We start from the raw sequence: 22,252 nt of genomic DNA, 5'->3' as shown, positions 1-22,252 counted from the left end.
GGCTGCCGTCGGCAGCCCCTTCATCCCCCCTTTAAAATGATTATCATTACTGTTGATGGAATAGTTTATTTTCTGGAAGTCCCTTACACCTCAAACCTATCAAGGTTTCTCTGGTGACGATTCGATCGAGATCGCGCGTCAGATTTTCGTCAGCATCGTATGTGGCTGACCAATTATCGTATGCTGCTTGAATACTCATATAGCTTCATTTTGTCCGAGCAAAGGGTATCATACGTATTCATCATTCCTATTTCACCATGCGATCGCAGAGTCCGAGTATAAGTGTTGCCGCAAGTGCCGCTATTGTCCGAACGTGGTTCCAGAACGTCCAGTTGGTAAGATATCTAGCCCATAGGTTCGCGCCTTCAGTGCTGTCTGGTTTGGCGATCGCTAAGGCATCATTTAGTGGTACATTGAACGCGATCGTTACTAGAACGGTACCAATGAGATAGAGCAAGCTACCGATAAGCAAATAGGCAGCGCCAGGCTGATGCCACTTTAACACCGAGGAAACCGCTAGAAAGATGCAAGCCGCAGCCGTTCCGAAGAGTGCCAACATGAACAACGGATTGATCGCGGTGATATTGATGGATTGCATGGCGATAATGCCCTCCTTTGGCTGGAGTCGTGCAAGGGCATTCATCACGAAAGTCGAGAAGGCAAAGAAGACGCCAGCCACCAATCCGCAGCCTAGTGCTGTGAAAAGTGTCAAAGGGAAGCGCAAATTGTCAACAAATATCATAAAGCCTCCTGTTAATTACTACGTAACGCCTTATTCGCAGATTGTGTTATGTCACACACAATACGCTTGGGTTAAGGGTTATTGGTGTAGATGATTGGTCTTTCAAGACGCGATAAATCGCGTCTCTACAATCTGGGTTTTGGGCTTATCCGATCGGACATGATATTATTTTATTTGCTGTTGATCCCACTTCTACTCTTATTACTCCGTTGCGACGCAAGCAGTTTGTTTGACGAGCGATCGCACTGCCTCGACAAACTACACATTGCTTGTAAATCTGCTAGATAATTAGTGAGATAATTACGGCAAAATAAATATTTTAGCTGTATAGCTTGGCAAGTCAGTCACGAAACCATCCTCTCCAGATTTCGCTTCCTGATTACTAACCCAATCTCGCCAATACTCAGCAGTTGGGAAGCCTGAAATTTTATATTGATTTAGATTTTGGTCGGAGAAATTTACCACGACAACCACATGAGAATTCTGCTCATCCCAACGGGTGTAAGCCAGCACTTTCTCAGTTGCATTTTCGTAGAAAAACTTAATATTGTCACTTTGCAAAGCTGGAGTTTGCTGGCGTAGAGCAATCAGCTTTTGATAATACTCAAATAAATCATGATTCTGGTCGCTTGACAATAAAGACCAAGTAATCTTCTGCGGCTTAGTCACATCTTCGCTTTTTTGCTGGTATTCGCCAAACTCTTCTCCCATCCACAGCATCGGTATACCCATTGCTGTCATTAACAAAGCAGCAGCTAACTTGGCTCGTTCAAATGCGGCTGTGTCAAAGATGCCGCAATTGCCTAATTCTCGTAATACACGTTCGCGATCGTGGGTTGCCAAATAATTAATTACATTGGTTGCGATCGCATAACCCTGTTGTTTGGGATCTAAAATCTGCTTGAGTTGTTCTAATTCAAATGATTTCCCACAAATATATGGAACTATAAAGTAGCGAAAACTCTCATGCCAACAAGCATCTAATGGGCCATCTGGCTTGACTACAGTGTTTGTATCGGGAATGTGTTCAGCAATGTTGTAAAACTGTTTGGGCGCAGCATGGTTTTTCGCTTCCTTAGTCAGCCAGTTGAGAAATTCAAAGTTAGCCAATTGCCGCACTGCATCAAAGCGAATTCCATCAATGTGATACTCCTGAATCCAAAATTTTACCACATCGCCGATGTATTCCCATGCAGGTTTAATATTTAAATTTTTGTCGTAATTATCATAGTTAAACTCTGGCCCCCAGTAATTATCAGGGTCTTCAGGATAATGTTTATGTTCGTAGTACCAGTAATTTCGGTCAATTAGTATTAAAGGACATTCTTCATCAGTGTGGTTATAAATTCCATCCATAAAGACGCGGATGCCTCTACCATGACACGCGTCAATCAACCGCTTTAAATCTTCTGTTGAACCATAACTAGATTCTGTAGCAAAGAAGTGGCGAACTTTATAGCCCCAGTTATAATCACCAGGGTACTCATTAACTGGCATTAATTCAATTGCATTAATTCCCAATTCGCAAAGATAATCTAACTTAGTAACTATCCCTAAATATTTGCCTCGCTCGTTATAGTCAACTTCATCACCAGTAAAATCCGCAACGTGCATTTCATATATAACTAATTCCCGATTGTCAGGCAACGGCATTTCATCATGTTGCCAAATGTAAGTATCAACAATGCGTTGACCATCTTGAATGCGTACTATGCCGTATTTTTCTGTTTCATTAACATCTGTTGCTTTAGGATCAATGACATCCATCCATTCATCAAGTGCAAAATTTGGGCTTTTGGTTTGAATACGAAATTTATATTGATAAACGCCGTCTTCCAGTTTGATTTTGGTGCGAAAATAACCATCTTCACTTTTTGACATGGGAATTTCTTTCCAATCTGAAAAAGACCCCATTAAAGATGCTCCTTTGTTACGAGGAGCAAATAATGTAAATTCAGTTAAATTTGCCATTTTCACACGTTTAAATTTTAGCTAGTTATAGTCACTAAAATTATTGTGTAATATAAAAGAGTTTGCAGCTTCTTTCTTAAGTATTATCAATATTTTCCTAATGTGCTGGACTTCAACCAGATATTGCGATCGCTATGATTGTAGCGATGCAATGATTATTTACCAATATCTTCATTCCAAAGTTCGGGGTTAGTTTCAATAAACTCACTCATTATTTGTTCGCATTCGTCAAGATTAAGATCAATTACGTCCACACCGTGAGATACCATAAATTCTTTAGCACCAGGAAAAGTTCTAGATTCTCCAGCGATGACTTTTTTAATGCCAAATTGTACCACTGCCCCAGCGCACAGGTAACATGGCATTAAAGTTGAATAGAGTGTAGTACCTCTATAACTGCCAACTCTTCCAGCATTGCGGAGACAATCGATTTCCGCGTGGGTAACAGGATCGCCGTCTTGCACGCGTTTATTGTGTCCTCTGCCGAGAATTTTGCCATCCTTCACAAGAACCGAACCAATGGGAATTCCACCTTCTTGTCTGCCTTGTTTTGCTTCTTGAATTGCAGCTTCCATAAACTCATCCATATAATTCTCCTTTTATGACAAAACAACTGGTATTAATGGATCACGATGGCGGTGTAGATGATTATCTGGCAACTATGCTGCTGTTGACAATGGATCGTATTGAACTCCTTGGTGTTGTCGTCACTCCAGCAGATTGCTACGTTCAACCGGCTGTTAGCGCCACACGTAAAATTATCGATTTGATGGGATTTTCTCATATCCCGGTAGCAGAAAGTACGGTGCGCGGGATCAATCCATTTCCTACTCTCTATCGCCGTGATTCGTTTATCGTTGACCATCTCCCCATTCTCAACCAAAGCGAAACCATCACTACACCTTTGGTTGCCGAAACAGGTCAAGATTTCATGATACAGGTGTTGCGGGACGCATCAGACCCCGTAACGTTGATGGTAACTGGCCCTTTGACGACGGTAGCCGCAGCTTTAGACAAAGCACCGGACATTGAAGCCAAAATTCACAAAATTGTGTGGATGGGGGGAGCGTTGAATGTTCCTGGCAATGTGGAAAAAAGTCTGGAAGCGGGACAAGATGGTTCCGCCGAATGGAATGTTTATTGGGATGCGGTTTCAGCAGCGCGGGTATGGCAAACCCAAATTGAAATTATTATGTGTCCTTTGGATTTAACTAACAATGTCCCAGTTACATCGGAGTTAGTATACAAAATGGGACGACAACGCCACTATCCCATCTCTGATTTAGCCGGACAATGTTATGCACTAGTTATTCCCCAAGATTATTATTTTTGGGATGTGTTGGCAACGGCTTATTTGGGACATCCAGAATTTTATCAATTGCGCGAATGGGAAACAGAAATTATCACCACTGGTCTTAGTCAGGGACGTACTAAAGTAGTTCCTGGTGGTCGGAAAATTTATGCAATGGATAAGGTAGATAAAGAGGCTTTTTATGCTTATATTTTGCAGCAATGGGCAAGATAAAAAACTAAAAAATTAGGTGGCATGGATACTCAAACTTTTGCCTCTACAACAAAATCCTCAACTTGTCTTATTTTATCCCAATCAATAGCAGCAACCCACAACTTCTCTTCTTCGGAGAACTGCACTACTCCATCAACTTCCAAATCTTCGCTATATATCGTGAGTAACTGTCCATCTCGTAGCTCAATACTCTGATTTGCAAAGTCTTCGATTGTACCAATACAGTTCAAACGCAAACGCCCTTCAGCATCAGCATTATGCAAATCTGCAAAAACTCTAGGGGTAATCATTCTAGGCGATCCAAACTATAACTGCTATTTTGCTGGATTAGGAACAGTAGGTGTAAGGAGTTGACTAATTTGCTGAGGGTTTAAACCCCTCAATGTTGCATGATTAGCACTTCTACCGGATGTTCGGATTACATCACCACCTGCTTGGCGAACCTCACCAACTGTTATTACACCAATCTGCCCATGAGGAATACTCGATGCCAACTCCGCTACTGACAATCCTACCGCACATTCCACAGAAATTCCTGTTATGCCACTGGGATGAGTACCTATTGCACGTCGAATATCCTCTGGACGATTGCGCCCTCCCCGAACTACTAATGCTTCATCTGGGATTATTGTCACAAGTGGAATGTTTTTGATTAAAGATTAGAATTTGGGCGGTACTTCATGGATTGCATTGTATGCTACAAATTTAAAGAATCGTTAGGTTGCTATGCATAACTATATGTCAATTGAAGTAGTTGAAATTACCTCTGATCAATTAAATCAGATACTTGTAGCTGAGGAAAGCCATTTTCTCGACCTAAAGTCGATAGATATACAGCCAGGAAAATTATGTAAGTTTATTTCTGGATTTGCCAATGCAGATGGTGGAGAACTGTTTATTGGCATTGATGAAGATACTGTAGAAGGCAAAAAAACAAGAGCTTGGCGAGGTTTTACAGATCAGGAAGCCGCAAATGGGCATTTACAAATTTTTGAACAACTTTTTCCTTTGGGAGATGGTTATTCATATACCTTTCTGATTTATGAAGCCTGTCCTGGTTTGGTTTTGCAAGTTACTATTTTTAAATCACGAGGAGTAGTGGAGGCTTCGGATAGTGTTCCCTATCTAAGACGTGGCGCACAAACTCTGCCTATTAAAACTGAACAAGCTTTAGCAAGATTAAGACTAGACAAAGGTATCGAGTCATTTGAGAGAAGAACTATTGACGTAGAACTAGAGGTAATTACAACATCACAAGTAATGTCTAAATTTATTAGTGCTGTAGTTCCAACTAACGAGGCTGAATTGTGGCTCAGAAAACAACAATTAATTCAAAAGAATAAACCAACAGTTGCAGGTACTCTACTGTTTGCTGATGAACCTCAAGCTATTTTTCCAAAGCGTTGCGGAATTAAAATTTATCGATACAAAACAAAAGATATAGAGGGCACAAGAGATACTCTTGCCTTTGACCCGATAACTATTGAAGGTTGTCTATACGATCAAATTCAAGAATCAGTAGCTAAAACAATAGAAGTTATTGAAGACATTCCAAAAGTAGGAGACACAGGATTAGAATCAATCAGCTATCCAGAAGAAGCTATTCATGAAATTATAACAAATGCTCTGCTGCATAGAGACTACAGTATAGCATCTGATACTCATATTCGCATTTTTGACAACAGAATTGAAATTGAAAATCCAGGTAGATTACCTGGTCATATTACTATAAAAAATATTCTCAAAGAGCAGTATGCACGCAACGGAGCTATTGTTCGTATAATCAACAAATTTCCCAATCCACCTAATAAAGATGTTGGAGAAGGTTTAAATACTGCTTTCCAGGCAATGGCTAGGTTAAGACTGCAACCTCCTGAGATATATGAAACCGAAAGCTCTGTAGCTGTACACATTAAACATGAGCCTCTAGCTTCAGTAGAAGCAACGATAATGTTATATTTAGAAAAGCACAAAGAGATTACTAATATAATTGCTCGAGAGGAAACGGGAATTCGTTCAGAAGGAACTATCAAGGAGGCATTTTCTAGATTAAGAAATAGGGGAATTCTTGAGGCTGTTCCTGGGAGAGCAAAAAGTAATGCAGCCTGGCGTAAAGTTGGAATTAGTGACACAGATTCAGAAAATGCAATCTCTATTTATCAAAGGTATCCAGAGTATGAGCAATTAGTCATGGACTATCTTGTAGATCATGAAGAAATAACTAATCGTATTGCTCGACAAATGACTGGGATCGAATCAGGTGAAGTAATGAAACATATTTTTAATAGGTTGCGGAAGAAAGGAATTATAGAAATCGTGCCAGGAAAATTGCGTATTGATGCCAAATGGCGCAAAGTTTAAACCTGTCTCAAGCATCATTCTTGCTAAAGCCAAAAAAGCTATATTGATTATTGAGAAGTTATAAAATTTAAACCTAAGAATAGAGCCGCTACTGTTCCTGCAACAGAAATTTCTCCCTGAATAATTTTATCTAAAACTGATTCTACAGGAATTAATACAACTTCAATCTCTTCTGTAATATCTAGTTGCTGCTCTCCAACTTTGCTCACATTCTCTGCTAAAAACAAATGTATTTGATTGGTATCTTTGCTTGGCTTATCGTATAGGGTTCCAATTTTTCTAAATTCTTGGGGAATATAACCAGTCTCTTCTCTCAGTTCTCTAATTGCTGCTATTTCTGCACTCTCTTTTGTGGGGTCAAAATTTCCTGCCGGCAGTTCTAAGAAAAATTCACCTACAGCGTGTCTATATTGCCGGACAAAAATAATTTCTCTATTACTAGTGATAGGTAAAACCATCGCAACGTCAGGTTTAATACTGACAAAATAATCATCTATAATTTTACCACTTGGTAATTCTATTTCATCTTGCCTCACCTGACACCAAGGATTATCTAAAACCATTTTTGATTTTAAAATATTCCATTTTTTTAAGTTGTTCATAAATAAAAATAATGTATAAAAACTTTAGTCATTAATCAATGAATGTAAAAAAGTATAACAGATGTATTCGATAATCTAAATTTTGAACTTACACTGGCTTTTGCGATAACACAATATGTAAAATAAGTATGCAAATAAATATAAATTTATTTACAGTAAATAAGAGATTTCCGTTGACCATTAGTCGGGGTACAACAGCACAGACAACTAATGTATGGGTGAGTATCTTACACGATCGCATCGAAGGTTGGGGGGAAGCATCACCATTTGGTGTGGGTAATCATCGGCAATCAACTGATGCAATCAAAGATGCCCTACAGCAAGTTGTGCCTCTGTTACAAACATTCAGCCCCTTACAACGTCAGGAAATTGAGCAAGTTTTAACACAAAACCAAGTTCCTTCTGCTGCAAGAGCTGCGTTGGATATGGCAATGCATGACTGGTTGGGTAAGCGCGTAGGTTTACCTTTGTGGCAACTTTGGGGACTCGATCGCAATCAAATAGTCCCGACTTCAGTCACAATTGGGATTAATTCGCCGGAAGGCGCTAGGGCGAGAGCGCGAGACTGGTTAAAATTTACAGATGTCCGTCTTTTTAAGGTGAAGCTAGGTAGCCCAGATGGCATAGATGCAGATCAAAAAATGCTCTTAGCGGTGCGAGAAGAAGCGCCTGAACTAGAATTTTTCGTTGATGCCAACGGGGGTTGGAGTTTAGAAGATGCGATCGCCATGTGCAATTGGCTGGCAGATTTAGGTATAAAGTATGTAGAACAGCCATTGCCACGGGGAGAAGAACCAAGTTTAGCAAAACTCCAAGAACACTCTCCTCTCCCCATCTTTGTCGATGAAAGTTGTTTCACAAGCGCTGATATTCCCGATTTGGCAAATTACGTGGATGGCATTAATATCAAACTGATGAAATCAGGGGGACTAACAGAGGCAATGCGAATGGTACATACAGCACGAGCATATCGGTTGCAAGTAATGTTCGGTTGCTATTCTGACAGTTCGCTAGCTAATACAGCAGCATTACAGCTGGCACCACTAGCTGATTATTTAGATTTAGATAGTCACCTGAATTTAATTGATGACCCTTTTACGGGTGCATTGCTAAAAGCAGGAAGAGTTTTGCCAAACGATTTACCAGGCTTGGGAGTACAATACAGTGCGTCTACCACTTAATCAACGAGTAGCTATCTTGCTACATGAAGGGACTATTGGGACTCACGGCAAAACAGGGCTAGCAATTTTACGTTACAGTGAAGCCCCAATTGTAGCCGTAATTGATCGCGAGTGTGCTGGTAAATCCCTACCAGAATTAACAGGTATCAAGCGTGATGTGCCGATTGTGGCATCGGTAGCCGCAGCCCTAGAGTACAAGCCGGAAGTTTTAGTAATTGGTATTGCCCCTGGTGGTGGTGCTGTACCAGATGATTACTGGCTGGAAATCAAAGACGCTTTAGAAGCGGGAATGTCACTGGTGAATGGTTTACATACACCAATGGCAAGTATCCCAGAATTAAATGCACTGCTCAAACCAGGGCAATTAATTTGGGATGTACGAAAAGAACCGTCTAATATTAGTGTTGCTAGTGGAATGGCACGCACCCTTCCATGTCGGCGGGTTTTGACAGTGGGAACTGACATGGCGATTGGTAAAATGTCAACTAGCCTAGAGTTGCATTGGGCGTCAAAACTGCGGGGCTGGCGTTCTAAATTCCTCGCCACCGGACAAACTGGGGTAATGTTAGAAGGAGACGGCGTGGCTTTAGATGCCGTGCGGGTAGACTTTGCCGCCGGTGCTGTAGAACAAATAGTTATGCGCTATGGCAAAAACTACGATATCTTGCACATTGAAGGACAAGGTTCACTGTTACACCCTGGTTCAACGGCAACTCTACCCCTAATCCGTGGTTCGCAACCAACCCAACTAGTTTTGGTACATCGGGCGGGACAAGTTCATGTACGTAATCATCCCCATGTAATAATTCCACCTTTACCAGAGGTGATTCGGCTGTATGAAACTGTTGCTAATGCTGGTGGTGCTTTTGGAAGTGTTTCTGTAGTGGGTATAGCGCTGAACACAGCCCATCTAGATGAATCTGCGGCTCAAGAAAGCATCGCTCAAACAATAGCAGAAACAGGGCTACCTTGCACCGATGTAGTCCGCTTTGATGCCAATGTGCTGCTAGATGCGGTGATGAAGAATTAGCGACTGTAGAATACCTTAACCCTGACCAGTTTTAAATTTTGAATTCTCCGAACGCGAACAACGTCTCTAAGAATTGGGGCTGACTGCTACGCTAAACTTATAGCACTGAGACACTTGCTGCCATGTCTGTCGCCCAAGATTTAGAAACCTCAGAAAATGTTATATTTCCCCCAGGGGATTTATATAGTAACGAACCACCTTTGGAAACTGACTTGCATCGGTTGCAAATGACACTACTCATCCAATGTTTGGAGTGGTTGTGGCAAAATCGCCAAGACTTTTACGCATCGGGTAATCTCACCATCTACTACAGTCCACGCCAGCGCAAATCAGAAAATTTTCGGGGGCCAGATTTTTTTGTCGTACTGGGAACTGAACGCAAACCCCGCAAAAGTTGGGTTGTCTGGGAAGAAGATGGCAAATATCCCAATGTAATTATAGAAATTATCTCGGATAGCACAGGTGACACTGATAAAGGCTTAAAAAAACAAATTTACCAAGATATATTTCGCACACCAGATTACTTCTGGTTTGACCCGGAAACGTTAGAGTTTTCAGGGTTCCATTTGCTGGATGGTGAATATCAACCGCTAGAACAAAATCCCCAAGGCTGGTTATGGAGTCAACAGCTAGGTTTATATTTAGGGGTTGCTCAAGAAAAGTTACGCTTTTACACTCCTGAAGGAGAACTGCTTCCCACACCCGAAGAAGTGGCACAACAAGAGAAGCAACGCAGCGATCGCTTGGCAGTAAAACTGCGAGAATTAAATATAGATCCAGATACTATTTAACTTCCACGCTGCTTGCTTGTGCCTGTTGGCTCGAATCCTATGGATCTTCGGGAAAAACCCATTTTGGCGGTTCCGTCATTTTTTTCCGCAGACGTTCTTGTGCCAACTCCAGCATTTTGTCTAAGGGAGTCTCTTCAATAAATTTTGCGGCTGACTCTCTAAACTCGATATTGGGGCATTTATCCCCTAAAACACACCCGTTAACACAGGCTACAGCGCAGTTAATCTTTTGCTCCACAGTGAATTCCTCTCTCTAAAAGTTATGAGTTATAAGTTGTGAGTTATGATTTTCATCTCTAACTCTTCACTCTTAACTCTTTACTATCAGGCATGAACTACAAGTAAATTTTACCTTGCCAGTTGGTATCTCATTAGTCTAAATACTTACCATTTAGAAAGTTATGAGTTATGAGTTATGATTTTTACTCCTCACTCTTAATAAAGGGCGCTCATGTCAGAACTCTTTGCTACTACTGGAACTATAGCCGCGATCGCCACTGCTGTTGTCCCCCAACAGGGTAGTGTTGGTATTGTGCGGGTGTCCGGTTCTCAAGCAATGGCAATCGCCCAAAGTCTCTTTCATGCACCAGGGCGACAAGTTTGGGAAAGTCACCGGATTCTCTACGGTTACATTCGCCATCCCCAGACGCAACAAATAGTGGATGAAGCCTTGTTGCTGATTATGAAAGCACCCCGTTCTTACACCCGTGAAGATGTAGTAGAATTCCATTGCCACGGGGGAATTATGGCAGTGCAGCAGGTGTTGCAACTGTGTTTGGAAAATGGGGCTAGACTAGCGCAACCGGGAGAATTTACTCTCCGCGCCTTTTTGAATGGACGATTGGATTTAACTCAAGCCGAAGGTATTGCCGATTTAGTCGGAGCTAAATCGCCCCAAGCTGCTCAAAGTGCTTTAGCTGGTTTACAAGGAAAATTAGCTCATCCGATCCGGCAGTTACGCGCTAACTGTTTGGATATCTTGGCAGAAATTGAAGCTCGGATTGATTTCGAGGAAGACCTTCCGCCGTTGGATGATAAAGCGATCATATCAGAAATCGATAAAATTGCCGCAGAAATAACTAGGTTATTGGAAACCAAAGATCAAGGTGAGTTGCTACGAACTGGTTTAAAAGTGGCAATTGTTGGGCGTCCGAATGTGGGTAAGTCGAGTTTATTGAACGCTTGGAGCCGGAGCGATCGCGCCATTGTGACTGATTTACCTGGTACAACCCGCGATGTTGTCGAATCTCAGTTAGTTGTCGGGGGAATTCCCGTACAAGTGCTAGATACAGCGGGGATTCGGGAAACAACAGACCAAGTGGAAAAAATTGGCGTCGAGCGATCGCGTCGTGCTGCCAATGCAGCTGATTTAGTCTTGCTTACCATCGATGCTTCCGCAGGTTGGACAGAAGGCGATGAAGAAATTTATGAAACAGTACAACACCGTCCGTTGATTCTAGTGATTAACAAAATCGATTTATTAGAAGAAAGCAAAAGAACAACTCTTCAATCCCAAATCCCAAATCGTTCGACTGAGCGTAGCCGAAGTCCCAAATCTAAAATTGTCACAGCCGCAGCCCAAAATCAAGGTATTGATGCTTTAGAAACAGCAATTTTAGAGATAGTCCAATCTGGGAAAGTACAAGCTGCTGATATGGATTTAGCCATTAACCAAAGACAGGCAGCAGCCTTAACTCAAGCTAAAATCTCTTTAGAACAAGTGCAAGCAACAATTGTTCAGCAGTTACCTCTTGATTTTTGGACAATTGACTTACGAGGTGCAATTCAAGATTTAGGAGAAATTACCGGAGAAGAAGTAACAGAATCAGTTTTGGAGAGGATTTTTAGCAGGTTTTGTATTGGAAAATAAACTATAAAAATTTTTATTTAATTTTACTTTCGTTTAACTTAATCTACTATTGATAACTAAATGTACATCTCAATTCGTCAAGCAACTATACAAGATACGGCGATCGTTTCGGATGTGCTATTAGAAGCAGCTTTGTGGCTCCAGCAGAGTGGTAGGCTTATGTGGCAGGAGAGTGAGGTTTCGCCAGAAAGTATCTCTAAAGATGTTGATAACGGCTTGTTTTTTATTGCTGAGTGGGCAGGTGAATCAGCTGGTACAATCAAGTTTCAGCTAGAAGATTTAGTGTTCTGGTCTGACATTTCTCAGGAAGAGTCAGCATTTGTACATCGCCTTGCAGTTCGACGAAATTACTCTGGCGGTAAAGTCTCTTCAGCACTTCTAGCTTGGGCTGTTGAACATGCACGAACACTTGGTAGATATTATTTACGTCTAGATTGCGACGCTTCACGCCCACACCTCAGAGCAGTATATGAACGTTTTGGTTTCCGTCATCACAGCGATAAACAAGTTGGTGTTTATTTTGTCTCTCGCTATGAATATAAAATACCTCCACAATTTACCTTCTAATTTTTTAACCCATGCAATAGGAGTTATAAGTTATGAGTGATGAGTTATGAATTTTTAACTCATCACTTATAACTCATAACTCATAACTCATTTTCTGTAGCGATCGCTCTTGAGATATTGCTAACAGTTGCCGCCAGTTGCACTGTAAAGGTAGAACCTTCAGATAATTTACTTTTTACAGAAATAGATCCACCACAGCGCAGCAGCAATTGCTGTACTATCGTTAACCCTAACCCAGCACCACCATAATCTTCGGTTGCTGCTGTACGCACGCGATAAAATCGATCGAAGATTTTGGGAATTTCGTTTTCGGCAATACCAATACCTGTGTCGCGGAATTCTAATTGGACATAATCACCTTGAGTACGGGCACGCACCCATACTTGACCTCCATTAGGGGTAAACTTAAGGCTGTTGTGTAGCAGATTAATCACAATTTGCCTTAGCTTACCACTCACGCACCAAACAGGTGGGAGTTCAGTCGGTACGGTGTAGGCTAGCATAATTCCTTTTTCTTGGGCTACAGGTTGGTAGGTACTAACTACTCCAGGTACTATATCTGAGAGACGCACCAACTCCAAAGTCGTCCCCTCCAAATTCCGTTCTAGCTGCACCAGTTCCAAAAAACCAGCAATCAGGGAGTTTTGCTGATCGCACTGGGTATTTAACATTTGTAAATAACGTTGTCGTTGTGGTGGTTTAAGATTAGGGGAATTTAATAACGAAAGTGCTGTCTTCATGTGCGTCAAAGGTATACGCAGTTCCTGACAGACATTTTTCAGGTATTCATCTTTGAGTTGCTCTTTGTTGTGCAGTTCTTGATTTTGTTGCTCCAACTTATTAGTGCGTGCTGTGATGATTTGACGATTAATTTCATCTTGTCGGAGGAGTTGTTTTGCCAACAGTTGATTCATAAGTGCGGCTTGGGGCACGGTTGGACAAATAAAACTAGCAGATAAAATTGAGGATGATTCTGGTGCAATCGCTTGTTGGATACCATTTAATACTTGTTGAATTACTCTCCCCTCAACAGTAGTTATAATCAGCAATGGCTGGTTTTTATTAGTATTTACCTTCCCCGATGTCTGATTTTTGCGTTTTTTAAGTGGTCGATGAGCCAAAATTAAACTGCAAAACTGGGGCGATAACACCATTAGAAAGTTTTCCCGTCGCATTTGGCTATCTGGTGGTAGGTGAACGGGAACATAATTAGATGATGGGGATGAGGGAGATGAGGAGATATTTAATCTTTCCTCTCCCTTGTCTTCCCCTGCTTCCCCTTTCCTACTCTCCTCAATCTGGCAAGTATAAATGAGACTAGACGCACCTACCGAGGATTGATAACGCGCTAATTCTGATTGCCAAATTTTATCTGGTGGTAGCTTCACCCAGAGAGTGGCTGCAATTTGCTGCTCAATGAGTAAGTCAATTTGCGCTCTCACCAGTGATAGCAGAGTAGCAGGACTGAGGGACAATGGTTTAGGAGGCATTTGCACTCCCATAACCAGTTGATAAACAGACAGATCCTTAACCAGAGAAACATTCATGAGTCAAGCACAACTTGGATGAAGCAAGAAATAATTCTGTCTTCGATTTTCACCTTTATGTGTGCATTTTTTACAAAATCCCCACGGAAAGAAACATTAACTATAAAAAACTCTATCTACAAGGGGACAAGGGGACAAGGAGAATAACTCATGCCCAATGCCCAATGCCCAATGCCCAATGCCCAATGCCCAATGCCCAAATTAAGCTTGTACGTTAAGTCTTTGCTGTAAAGCGTCGCGGGCGTGTTCTCGGTCGTCAAAATGGATTTTTTCGGTACCGAGAATTTGATAGTCTTCGTGACCTTTACCAGCAAGCAATACTCCATCACCGGGTTGTGCTTGTAAAATAGCGGTACGAATTGCGATCGCTCGATCGCAAATTACTGTTGGCTGCACTGTGTCAGCAATTCCCGCCAAAATATCTTGCAAAATCCTTTCTGGGTCTTCAGTTCGGGGATTATCTGATGTCACTACTGCCACATCAGCTAACTCAGCAGCGATTTTACCCATTTTTGGGCGCTTGGTGCGATCGCGATCGCCTCCACAACCAAATACACAAATCACTTTCCCAGGTATAAACGGACGCGCAGCTTTCAATAAATTTTCTAAGCTATCGGGCGTGTGAGCATAATCTACAATCACGCTAATATCTTGCTCACTACTAATCTGTACCCGTTCCATGCGTCCGGGAACTCCCGGAAACTCAGGTATCACAGATGCCACTAACTGCAAATCTAGCCCTAAGTGCAAAACTGCTCCTACGGCTGCTAAAAGATTTTCTAAATTATATTGTCCGACTAAGGGCGATCGAAAAGCTACATCACCTTTTGGTGTATGTAATGTCCCACTAACACCATTTGGCTGATAACTTAAATCGCTCATCCATAAATCAGCGCTGTTGTCGTTGACGCTATAACTCCAAACCCGTTCGGAATCCAATGACGCAATTAAGCGTTTGCCATAAGAATCATCAGCATTAATTATTGCCCGTCCCTTGAGATAATTAGGGCTAAATAACAATGCTTTGGCAGCAAAGTAATCTTCCATATCGCTGTGATAGTCGAGATGGTCTTGAGTAAGATTACTAAATACCGCCACCTCAAATTCACAACCCAACACTCTACCTTGGGACAAAGCGTGAGAACTGACTTCCATCACCCCAAACTCACTCCCAGCCTTTACCGCCTCTGCTAACTGGTGTTGCAGTTCCACTGCAAAGGGCGTGGTGTGGGCAGCAGTTTGCTCAAAACCTGCCCAACGAGTGTAGAGAGTTCCCATCAAAGCTGTAGCTAAATTAGCTTTGTTGAGTAGAAATTCAATTAAATGAGTAGTTGTAGTTTTGCCATTTGTACCAGTTACGCCTACCAACTTGAGTTTTCGCCCTGGATAACCGTAAAAAGCACTGGCTATCTGCGCACAAGCTTGAGTGATGTTACTTGCACTAATAACCACAGCCTGATTTGTGGGAGGATTTTTTTGGGCAGCTTCGGGAGAAACGATCGCAGCTACAGCCCCCGATGCGATCGCACTTTGCCAAAATTCCCCACCATCAACCCGCGTTCCTGGCATCCCAATAAACAAATCTCCCACACGACAAGCATGAGAATTCGTCTTTAAACCCCTAACTTCCACATCTTCCAAAGTTGGATAACTAGGCAATTGCTCAACACTGTCTACCGCTGTTAGTAATTCCCGCAATTTCATTTTGTGAACCTCGTCACATTCTTGATCTTGCGCTTATTCTGCATTATTTTTTTCTAATTGGCTAAATATTTACGCAACATTTGCTCTAACTGCTGCACACTAGCACGAGGAGAAGGACGTGGCAATGGTTTCTCACTCCCCTCTGCGTCCTCTGCGCCTCTGCGGTTCGATAAATAAAGTACCGGCACTTCATACTCATACGCAGCAAACCAATCTTCACGAGTTGTAATATCCCTAACTTCCAACTCGAAACTGAGATTTTGGATTTGTTCTAGCTTTTCTTGCAAGCCTTCACATAAATGACAGCCGGGTTTACTGTATAAAATTAATCGCATTATTTATTTGAGTTGGCGCAAGAAGTTATAAGTTTAGAATAACGTAGACGCTTCAGCTTGTCGCAGGCTACCGCAGAGGGCACGTAGGAGAAGGATGAAAGCTCATTGATTCATGAAAGAAGTCTAATGACCAAATTCTGTGACAATGATTAACAACCAACCAGAATACTGTATCTAAGCTACTCATGAGCCAAAGTTCTCAAAACAGCCCTTTACCAGGCAAACCTGTTCAATCATATTTCCAGTGGTTATACGCCTTCTGGAAATTCTCTCGCCCTCACACGATTATCGGTACAAGTCTGAGTGTTTTGGGTTTATATTTAATTGCCATTGCTATAAATAGAAACGCGATTAATCATATCTCTACAGACGCGATTCATCACGTCTCTACGTATTCCCTATTCCCTGTCTTCGGTGCATGGATTGGTTGTCTGTGTGGCAATGTTTATATTGTGGGGCTGAATCAATTAGAAGATGTAGAAATTGACAAGATTAATAAGCCTCATTTACCCTTAGCGTCTGGTGAGTTTTCCCAGCAAACTGGGCAATTAATTGTCGCTTCTACTGGGATTTTGGCGATGGTTGTGGCGTGGCTAACTGGCCCATTTTTATTAGGTATGGTAGCAATTAGTTTAGCCATTGGTACTGCTTATTCTTTACCACCAATTCGCTTAAAACAGTTTCCCATTTGGGCGGCGCTATGTATTTTTTCGGTGCGCGGTACGATTGTTAACTTAGGGCTATATCTGCATTACAGTTGGGCGTTGCAACAAAGCCAAACAATTCCGCCTGTGGTGTGGGTGTTGACATTATTTATTTTGGTGTTTACCTTTGCGATCGCTATCTTTAAAGATATCCCCGATATGGAAGGCGATCGCCTCTACAATATTACTACTTTCACCATCAAACTTGGACCCCAAGCTGTGTTCAATCTGTCTCTTTGGGTAATAACTGCCTGTTATCTAGGAATAATTCTGGTTGGGGTGCTACACGTTGCCTCAGTTAACGCTATATTCCTGGTAGTGACTCATTTGGGGCTGTTGGCTTGGCTGTGGTTGCGGAGTTTGACGGTAGACTTACAAGAGAAAAGTGCGATCGCTCAATTCTACCAATTTATCTGGAAACTCTTTTTTATGGAATATCTGATTTTTCCTATCGCCTGTCTCTTGGCTTAGACAATGCTAGAAACCTTTTCCACTAGTTCGATTATCGCTGCTGTTGTAGTTGTTCTGAGTCTGTCAATCCTTGGCTATTTCGCTTGGAAAACTTTGATCACCTCAGACTTATTTCAAAAAGGTATTAATCTTGCCCAAGCAAAAGATTACCAAGGTGCAGAAGCGGCTTTTCGCAAAGTGATTTCCATCAACTCTACTAATGATGTAGTGCGCTTGTTTTTGGGAGATGTTTTAAACCAGCAAGGACAAGTAGAAGAAGCAACAGAATTATTTCGGGAAGTAATTCGCCGCACTCCGAAAAATCCTGATGCTTACTTGCGTCTGGCGAATATCCTCATGCAGCAAGAGCGACAAGAAGAAGCTAAAACTAACCTGCAACAAGCTAAAGATTTATTACAAAAACAGCGCCAACCTGAAAAAGCTAAAAAAATCACTCAACTGTTAGATAAAATGAGTGCTAAGTCAAGTGAATCTTAACTTTAATCAGAATTGCAGAGATTAAATTTTCCTGTTGTGTCTCCTAATTTTTTACCATTCCCATCATCATGGTGAGAATGGTTTTTATTTGGTGATTTAGTATTGTATACCATAATTATGTTGACCAATCTCTTCACAGCTATTACGATTGCAATCGGATGTGCCACAAGCTCCATAGCCACAATTAATTCATTTAGGCTTTAGAAGAAAAAATATTGGGAATTTTAAATGATTTATGTTTGCAAAATAGCCATGATACTAACAGCCTTTTTGTTTTGTAAAGACATATTGTAGTTTATTTAAGCAGTACATAAATTAGACACACTGTCTCACTAATATTTTGGTACTAGAATAGTATTCAGCAAGGGTAGAGATTTAGTAGTAGATTTTATAGATTAAACAATCCAGTCTTTATGTCAAATATAATATCAGAATTGTGGACTAACTTTTTGACATCAGAATCATTTATTCCACATGGACACTGCTATCTATGGCAAACGAATTTAGTTTGGTTACACATATTATCTGACGCATTCATTGCACTAGCTTATTACTCAATTCCAGCTACACTCTTCTACTTTGTCCGCAAGCGAAAAGATTTGCCCTTTGATTGGATTTTTTTGCTGTTTAGTGGATTTATCGTAGCTTGTGGTACTACTCATTTAATGGAGATTTGGACACTTTGGCATCCAACCTATTGGGTGTCGGGGTTTCTCAAAGCAGTAACTGCAACAATATCTGTAATTACAGCATTAGAACTTGTGCCTTTAGTTCCACAAGCACTGGCACTTCCTAGCCCTGCTCAATTAGAACAAGCAAATCAAGAACTTCAAACACAAATAACCGAACGCTTATCGGTAGAGGAGGAACTGCGAAAATACCAGAATCATCTCGAAGAAATGGTTGCTGTTCGCACCAATGAAATTACTAAGACTAACGAGCAATTACAACAAGAAATTCTTGAACGTCAACGCATCTTAGAAATTCTCCGACAAAGCGAAGAACGCTACCGTTACTTGGCTGAGGCAATTCCTCAACTAGTATGGACAACTAAACCTAACGGTGAATGTGATTTTTTTAATCAAAATTGGTGCGAATACACTGGGCTAACACTAGAGGAGTCTTTGGGTTCTGGTTGGTTGGCTGCATTGCATCCAGATGATGTTCAAAGAGCTGATAAAGTGTGGTCTGATGCTGTAAAAAATAACACTATATATAACAATGAATATCGCTTTAAACGAGCTACTGACGGCTCCTATCGTTGGCAGCTAGCGCGAGGTTTACCACTCAAAGATGAGCAAGGTTTTGTAGTCAAGTGGTTTGGAACTTGTACGGATATCCACGAACAAAAACAAATACTTGAAGAACGAGCGCACCTGCTGGAATTAGAGCAAGTAGCACGAGCGAAAGCAGAAACAGCCAATCGAATTAAAGATGAATTTTTAGCCGTCCTCTCTCACGAACTACGCACTCCACTCAACGCAATTCTCGGCTGGTCAAAGTTGTTGCAAACCCGCAGATTAGACCAAACAAAGACATCTGAAGCACTAGCTACAATCGAGCGAAATGCTACCTTACAAGTCCAACTTATTGAAGACTTGCTGGACATCTCCAGAATTTTACAAGGAAAACTGACGCTGAATATTACGAAGATTAATCTAAAGTCTACGATATTGTCGGCACTACAGACAATGCAGTTAGCAGCAGAAACAAAGTTGATTGAGGTGAATACAGTATTTGAACCGGGTGTAGGGCAAATTATGGGCGACTCGACTCGTTTGCAGCAAGTCGTCTGGAATCTCCTTTCTAACGCAATCAAATTTACACCCAGAGGGGGAAAGGTAGAAGTGCGACTTCAGGAAACTGATGGCTATGCTCAAATAATCCTTAGCGATACGGGTAAAGGAATTAGCGCTGACTTTTTGCCATTCGTGTTTGATTACTTCCGCCAAGCAGATAGCACCTCTACAAGAAAGTTTGGTGGATTGGGACTGGGATTAGCAATTGTGCGTAATATCATCGAAATGCATGGTGGCATTGTCAAAGCAGATAGCCACGGTGAGGGTAAAGGGGCAATATTTACTATTAGCTTACCGCTTCTACCAGATGCAAGTCCAAGGCTGACGGATGAAAAAAACTACCCTGCATTCTTAGCTACTAAATCCTTACCTCTGAATGACATCAGGATTTTAGTTGTCGATGATGATACTGATTCACGAGATTTTGTTGCTTTTGTATTAGAGCAAGAAGGGGCTTTTGTGATGGCAGCCTCTTCCGCTGATGAAGCATTACAAACTTTAGCAGAGGTCAAGCTAGATGTGTTAGTCAGCGATATTAGTATGCCCGATATGGATGGCTATATGTTAATACATGAAGTGAGAACTCGAACACCAGAACAAGGTGGACAAATTCCAGCAATTGCCTTGACTGCCTTTGCGAGAAACAATGACCACGAAAAAGCCTTAAAAGCTGGGTTTCAGATGCATTTATCCAAACCTCTGAACCCAGAAAAATTAATTGCAGCCATTGTTAAACTGATGGAAACAAAAGTGTCAGCAATTACCTAAAAAGCAATACAGTTCAGATAAGCCAAAAACCCAGATATAGAGCAATACGGTTCAGTTAAGGCTTAACGCTTGTCAAAGTAAGTTTTCTAACGAACCGCAAAGGGCGCAAAGTACGCAAAGGAAAGAGAAGGAAGAAATAAGGAAGAAATTATTAACTGAATTGTATTGAGATATGGAGACACGATTGATCATGTCTTGAAAGACCAATCGTCCACATCAATAACTCTTAACCCAAGCCTATTGACCTACAAACGACTTTTTAGTTTTAATAAAGCACCAACTATTAGACTTCATTGCATGAATCAAATAGCTTTCACTCTAAATCCCTCTCCCAAGGTTGGAGAGGGGCTTGGAAATGTCTATTGTATACAAATAGCCATTTATATGAGATTACACTTGTATCAAGTTAGTTTAATCACTTATAATTCCTGCTATAACTCCGCCAAAGCTACGCTTTTGCTCCCCGAATAGCAAGTAAGGAAGGGCTGAGATGGGGTATTTTTATGATGGCAATTAGCCGAACTTGATATTAGTATGTAATCCAAGCAGGTAAGGTAATAAAAATGCTGAAAAACAAGAATCTACTGGTAGCAGCTATTATCTGCTTGTGTTTGAGTAATGGGAATACTGCCTTTGGTAAAGATGTTGGCGTTATTTTAGCAAAGATTCAAAATACTCAGTCCGCAGTTATTCGGAACAAAAACGCAGTTGCTAACTTCGAGCAAGGAAGCAATCTCTATAAACAGGGAGATTTAAAAGGAGCGGAGGCGGCTTTTCGGAAGGCAATTGAACTAGAACCCAATTTTGCACAAGCCTATATAGCCTTGGGAAATACTCTCGATGATCGAGGTAAACCACAAGAAGCGATCGCTCAATACAATAAAGCCATTAGTCTCGATCCTCAAGACTCTAGAGCATATTTTAATCTCGGTTTGACTTTAGCAAGACTGAATCAGTTAGAAGCTGCGATCGCCCAATATCAAAAAGCCATCAGCCTTGAACCCAAGTATGCTGAAGCTTACTATAACTTAGGAAATGCTCTCTACGCTCAAGGCAAGCTCACAGAAGCAGTCAGCGAATATACAGCAGCAATTCGCCTCAAACCAGATTATGCGCCGACTTACACCCGTTTAGGCAATGCTCTGTACGATCGAGGTGAGCTAGCAGAAGCAGTTACTCAGTATAAAAAATCTATTAGCTTCGATCCTAACTATGCAGACGCTTACTATTACTTAGGAAACGCCTTGTATGCTCAAGGAAAGCCAGCAGAAGCAATCGCCAACTATACCGAAGCCATTCGCCTCGCTCCGAAAAATCCAGCGGGTTATAATGCTTTGGGAAATACTCTGTACGCTCAAGGCAAGCTAGAAGAAGCGATCGCACATTACAAAAAAGCCATCAGCTTCGCTCCCAACTATGCAGACGCTCACTATAATTTAGCAAGTGCTTTTTACGCTCAAGGCAAGCTAACAGAAGCAATCGCTGGCTATACCGAAGTGATTCGCCTCGATCCCAAACACGCACAAGCTTACACAGGTTTAGGAAATGCAATGGACGATCGAGGTAAACCTCAAGAAGCGATCGCACATTACAAAAAAGCCATTAGCCTTGTACCCAACGATGCATTCACTTACTATAATTTGGGAATCACTTTGGGAAGAGAACAACAACCAAAAGAAGCGATCGTTAATCTCAAAAAAGCCAGAGAATTATTCCAAGCTGAGAAAAACAAGGAGATGGTTGAGCAAGTCGATCGGCTAATCCAAAAAATTAATACCCAAACGAATTGAATATTGGGCATGGGGCA

General features: G+C 41.5%; 22 protein-coding genes. 11 read left to right on the top strand and 11 right to left on the bottom strand.

Annotated features, from left to right (window positions below):
- Window positions 1-46: 46 nt before the first annotated feature.
- The 4 genes from HWQ42_RS01440 to HWQ42_RS01425 all read right to left on the bottom strand — a co-directional run bounded on the left by HWQ42_RS01440 (window position 47) and on the right by HWQ42_RS01425 (window position 3,300).
- On the bottom strand, window positions 47-199 hold the full coding sequence (locus tag HWQ42_RS01440) for a hypothetical protein (protein WP_292808649.1): 153 nt from the start codon (window positions 197-199) through the stop codon (window positions 47-49).
- 48 nt (window positions 200-247) lie between these two features.
- Complete coding sequence (locus HWQ42_RS35400) at window positions 248-559, bottom strand: anthrone oxygenase family protein (protein WP_334813751.1); 312 nt, start codon at window positions 557-559, stop codon at window positions 248-250.
- A gap of 483 nt (window positions 560-1,042) precedes the next feature.
- Window positions 1,043-2,713, bottom strand: a complete 1,671-nt coding sequence (locus HWQ42_RS01430) for an alpha-amylase family glycosyl hydrolase (protein WP_292808645.1) — start codon at window positions 2,711-2,713, stop codon at window positions 1,043-1,045.
- Between the two features lie 155 nt (window positions 2,714-2,868).
- Window positions 2,869-3,300, bottom strand: a complete 432-nt coding sequence (locus tag HWQ42_RS01425) for a nucleoside deaminase (RefSeq protein WP_292732294.1) — start codon at window positions 3,298-3,300, stop codon at window positions 2,869-2,871.
- Window positions 3,301-3,314: 14 nt separating this feature from the next.
- Here HWQ42_RS01425 and HWQ42_RS01420 point away from each other — a divergent pair, with 14 nt between their 5' ends.
- A complete protein-coding gene (locus HWQ42_RS01420) occupies window positions 3,315-4,238 on the top strand; it encodes a nucleoside hydrolase (protein WP_292808644.1) in 924 nt (307 codons plus the stop codon).
- A 29-nt stretch (window positions 4,239-4,267) separates the two neighbouring features.
- On the opposite strand, the gene HWQ42_RS01415 is transcribed toward HWQ42_RS01420, so the two are convergent.
- A complete protein-coding gene (locus HWQ42_RS01415; RefSeq protein ID WP_292808642.1) occupies window positions 4,268-4,528 on the bottom strand; it encodes a hypothetical protein in 261 nt (86 codons plus the stop codon).
- 24 nt (window positions 4,529-4,552) lie between these two features.
- Window positions 4,553-4,873, bottom strand: coding sequence for a flavoredoxin (locus HWQ42_RS01410; RefSeq protein ID WP_292808640.1), 321 nt, complete (start codon window positions 4,871-4,873; stop codon window positions 4,553-4,555).
- Window positions 4,874-4,976: 103 nt separating this feature from the next.
- On the opposite strand from HWQ42_RS01410, the gene HWQ42_RS01405 reads away from it, so the two are divergent.
- The gene (locus HWQ42_RS01405) at window positions 4,977-6,599 is read left to right on the top strand and encodes an ATP-binding protein (protein ID WP_292808638.1); all 1,623 of its coding nucleotides are present in this window, start codon (window positions 4,977-4,979) and stop codon (window positions 6,597-6,599) included.
- Window positions 6,600-6,646: 47 nt separating this feature from the next.
- On the opposite strand, the gene HWQ42_RS01400 is transcribed toward HWQ42_RS01405, so the two are convergent.
- Window positions 6,647-7,201, bottom strand: a complete 555-nt coding sequence (locus HWQ42_RS01400; protein WP_292808636.1) for an NUDIX hydrolase — start codon at window positions 7,199-7,201, stop codon at window positions 6,647-6,649.
- 128 nt (window positions 7,202-7,329) lie between these two features.
- Between HWQ42_RS01400 and HWQ42_RS01395 the strand changes: the two genes are divergently transcribed.
- The 3 genes from HWQ42_RS01395 to HWQ42_RS01385 all read left to right on the top strand — a co-directional run bounded on the left by HWQ42_RS01395 (window position 7,330) and on the right by HWQ42_RS01385 (window position 10,203).
- A complete protein-coding gene (locus HWQ42_RS01395; protein WP_292808634.1) occupies window positions 7,330-8,382 on the top strand; it encodes a dipeptide epimerase in 1,053 nt (350 codons plus the stop codon).
- On the top strand, window positions 8,366-9,412 hold the full coding sequence (locus tag HWQ42_RS01390; protein ID WP_292808632.1) for a DUF1611 domain-containing protein: 1,047 nt from the start codon (window positions 8,366-8,368) through the stop codon (window positions 9,410-9,412). The genes HWQ42_RS01395 and HWQ42_RS01390 overlap by 17 nt, the downstream gene beginning before the upstream one ends.
- A 122-nt stretch (window positions 9,413-9,534) precedes the next feature.
- Entirely contained in the window at window positions 9,535-10,203 is a 669-nt protein-coding gene (locus HWQ42_RS01385; RefSeq protein WP_292808630.1) for a Uma2 family endonuclease, read from the top strand.
- 37 nt (window positions 10,204-10,240) lie between these two features.
- On the opposite strand, the gene HWQ42_RS01380 is transcribed toward HWQ42_RS01385, so the two are convergent.
- A complete protein-coding gene (locus tag HWQ42_RS01380) occupies window positions 10,241-10,441 on the bottom strand; it encodes a hypothetical protein (protein ID WP_292732308.1) in 201 nt (66 codons plus the stop codon).
- Window positions 10,442-10,654: 213 nt separating this feature from the next.
- Between HWQ42_RS01380 and mnmE the strand changes: the two genes are divergently transcribed.
- Both mnmE and HWQ42_RS01370 read left to right on the top strand, forming a co-directional pair.
- Window positions 10,655-12,073 (top strand): tRNA uridine-5-carboxymethylaminomethyl(34) synthesis GTPase MnmE, encoded by a 1,419-nt coding sequence (gene mnmE, locus HWQ42_RS01375; RefSeq protein WP_292808628.1) that lies wholly within the window; start codon window positions 10,655-10,657, stop codon window positions 12,071-12,073.
- Between the two features lie 60 nt (window positions 12,074-12,133).
- On the top strand, window positions 12,134-12,640 hold the full coding sequence (locus tag HWQ42_RS01370) for a GNAT family N-acetyltransferase (RefSeq protein WP_292808626.1): 507 nt from the start codon (window positions 12,134-12,136) through the stop codon (window positions 12,638-12,640).
- A gap of 80 nt (window positions 12,641-12,720) precedes the next feature.
- Here the strand turns inward: HWQ42_RS01370 and HWQ42_RS01365 are convergent, their stop codons facing one another.
- The 3 genes from HWQ42_RS01365 to HWQ42_RS01355 all read right to left on the bottom strand — a co-directional run bounded on the left by HWQ42_RS01365 (window position 12,721) and on the right by HWQ42_RS01355 (window position 16,226).
- Entirely contained in the window at window positions 12,721-14,187 is a 1,467-nt protein-coding gene (locus tag HWQ42_RS01365; RefSeq protein ID WP_292808624.1) for a DICT sensory domain-containing protein, read from the bottom strand.
- A 201-nt stretch (window positions 14,188-14,388) separates the two neighbouring features.
- Complete coding sequence (locus HWQ42_RS01360) at window positions 14,389-15,891, bottom strand: UDP-N-acetylmuramoyl-L-alanyl-D-glutamate--2,6-diaminopimelate ligase (RefSeq protein WP_292808622.1); 1,503 nt, start codon at window positions 15,889-15,891, stop codon at window positions 14,389-14,391.
- A gap of 53 nt (window positions 15,892-15,944) precedes the next feature.
- Complete coding sequence (locus HWQ42_RS01355) at window positions 15,945-16,226, bottom strand: glutaredoxin family protein (protein ID WP_292808620.1); 282 nt, start codon at window positions 16,224-16,226, stop codon at window positions 15,945-15,947.
- 185 nt (window positions 16,227-16,411) lie between these two features.
- On the opposite strand from HWQ42_RS01355, the gene HWQ42_RS01350 reads away from it, so the two are divergent.
- From HWQ42_RS01350 to HWQ42_RS01335, 4 genes are all read left to right on the top strand, one after another.
- The gene (locus tag HWQ42_RS01350; RefSeq protein ID WP_292808618.1) at window positions 16,412-17,401 is read left to right on the top strand and encodes a homogentisate phytyltransferase; all 990 of its coding nucleotides are present in this window, start codon (window positions 16,412-16,414) and stop codon (window positions 17,399-17,401) included.
- A gap of 3 nt (window positions 17,402-17,404) precedes the next feature.
- Window positions 17,405-17,878: a tetratricopeptide repeat protein gene (locus tag HWQ42_RS01345; protein ID WP_292808616.1), complete on the top strand. Its 474-nt coding sequence runs from the start codon at window positions 17,405-17,407 to the stop codon at window positions 17,876-17,878.
- A gap of 413 nt (window positions 17,879-18,291) precedes the next feature.
- On the top strand, window positions 18,292-20,445 hold the full coding sequence (locus HWQ42_RS01340; RefSeq protein ID WP_292808614.1) for a hybrid sensor histidine kinase/response regulator: 2,154 nt from the start codon (window positions 18,292-18,294) through the stop codon (window positions 20,443-20,445).
- A gap of 563 nt (window positions 20,446-21,008) precedes the next feature.
- Window positions 21,009-22,235: a tetratricopeptide repeat protein gene (locus HWQ42_RS01335; RefSeq protein WP_292808612.1), complete on the top strand. Its 1,227-nt coding sequence runs from the start codon at window positions 21,009-21,011 to the stop codon at window positions 22,233-22,235.
- Window positions 22,236-22,252: the final 17 nt, after the last annotated feature.

It is taken from the genome of Nostoc sp. JL23 (assembly GCF_017115065.1).
GTDB classification, from domain to species: Bacteria; Cyanobacteriota; Cyanobacteriia; order Cyanobacteriales; family Nostocaceae; genus Nostoc; species Nostoc punctiforme_A.
The sequence above is the reverse complement of the archived record's forward strand: the minus strand, read 5'-3'. Positions and strand labels throughout refer to the sequence as shown.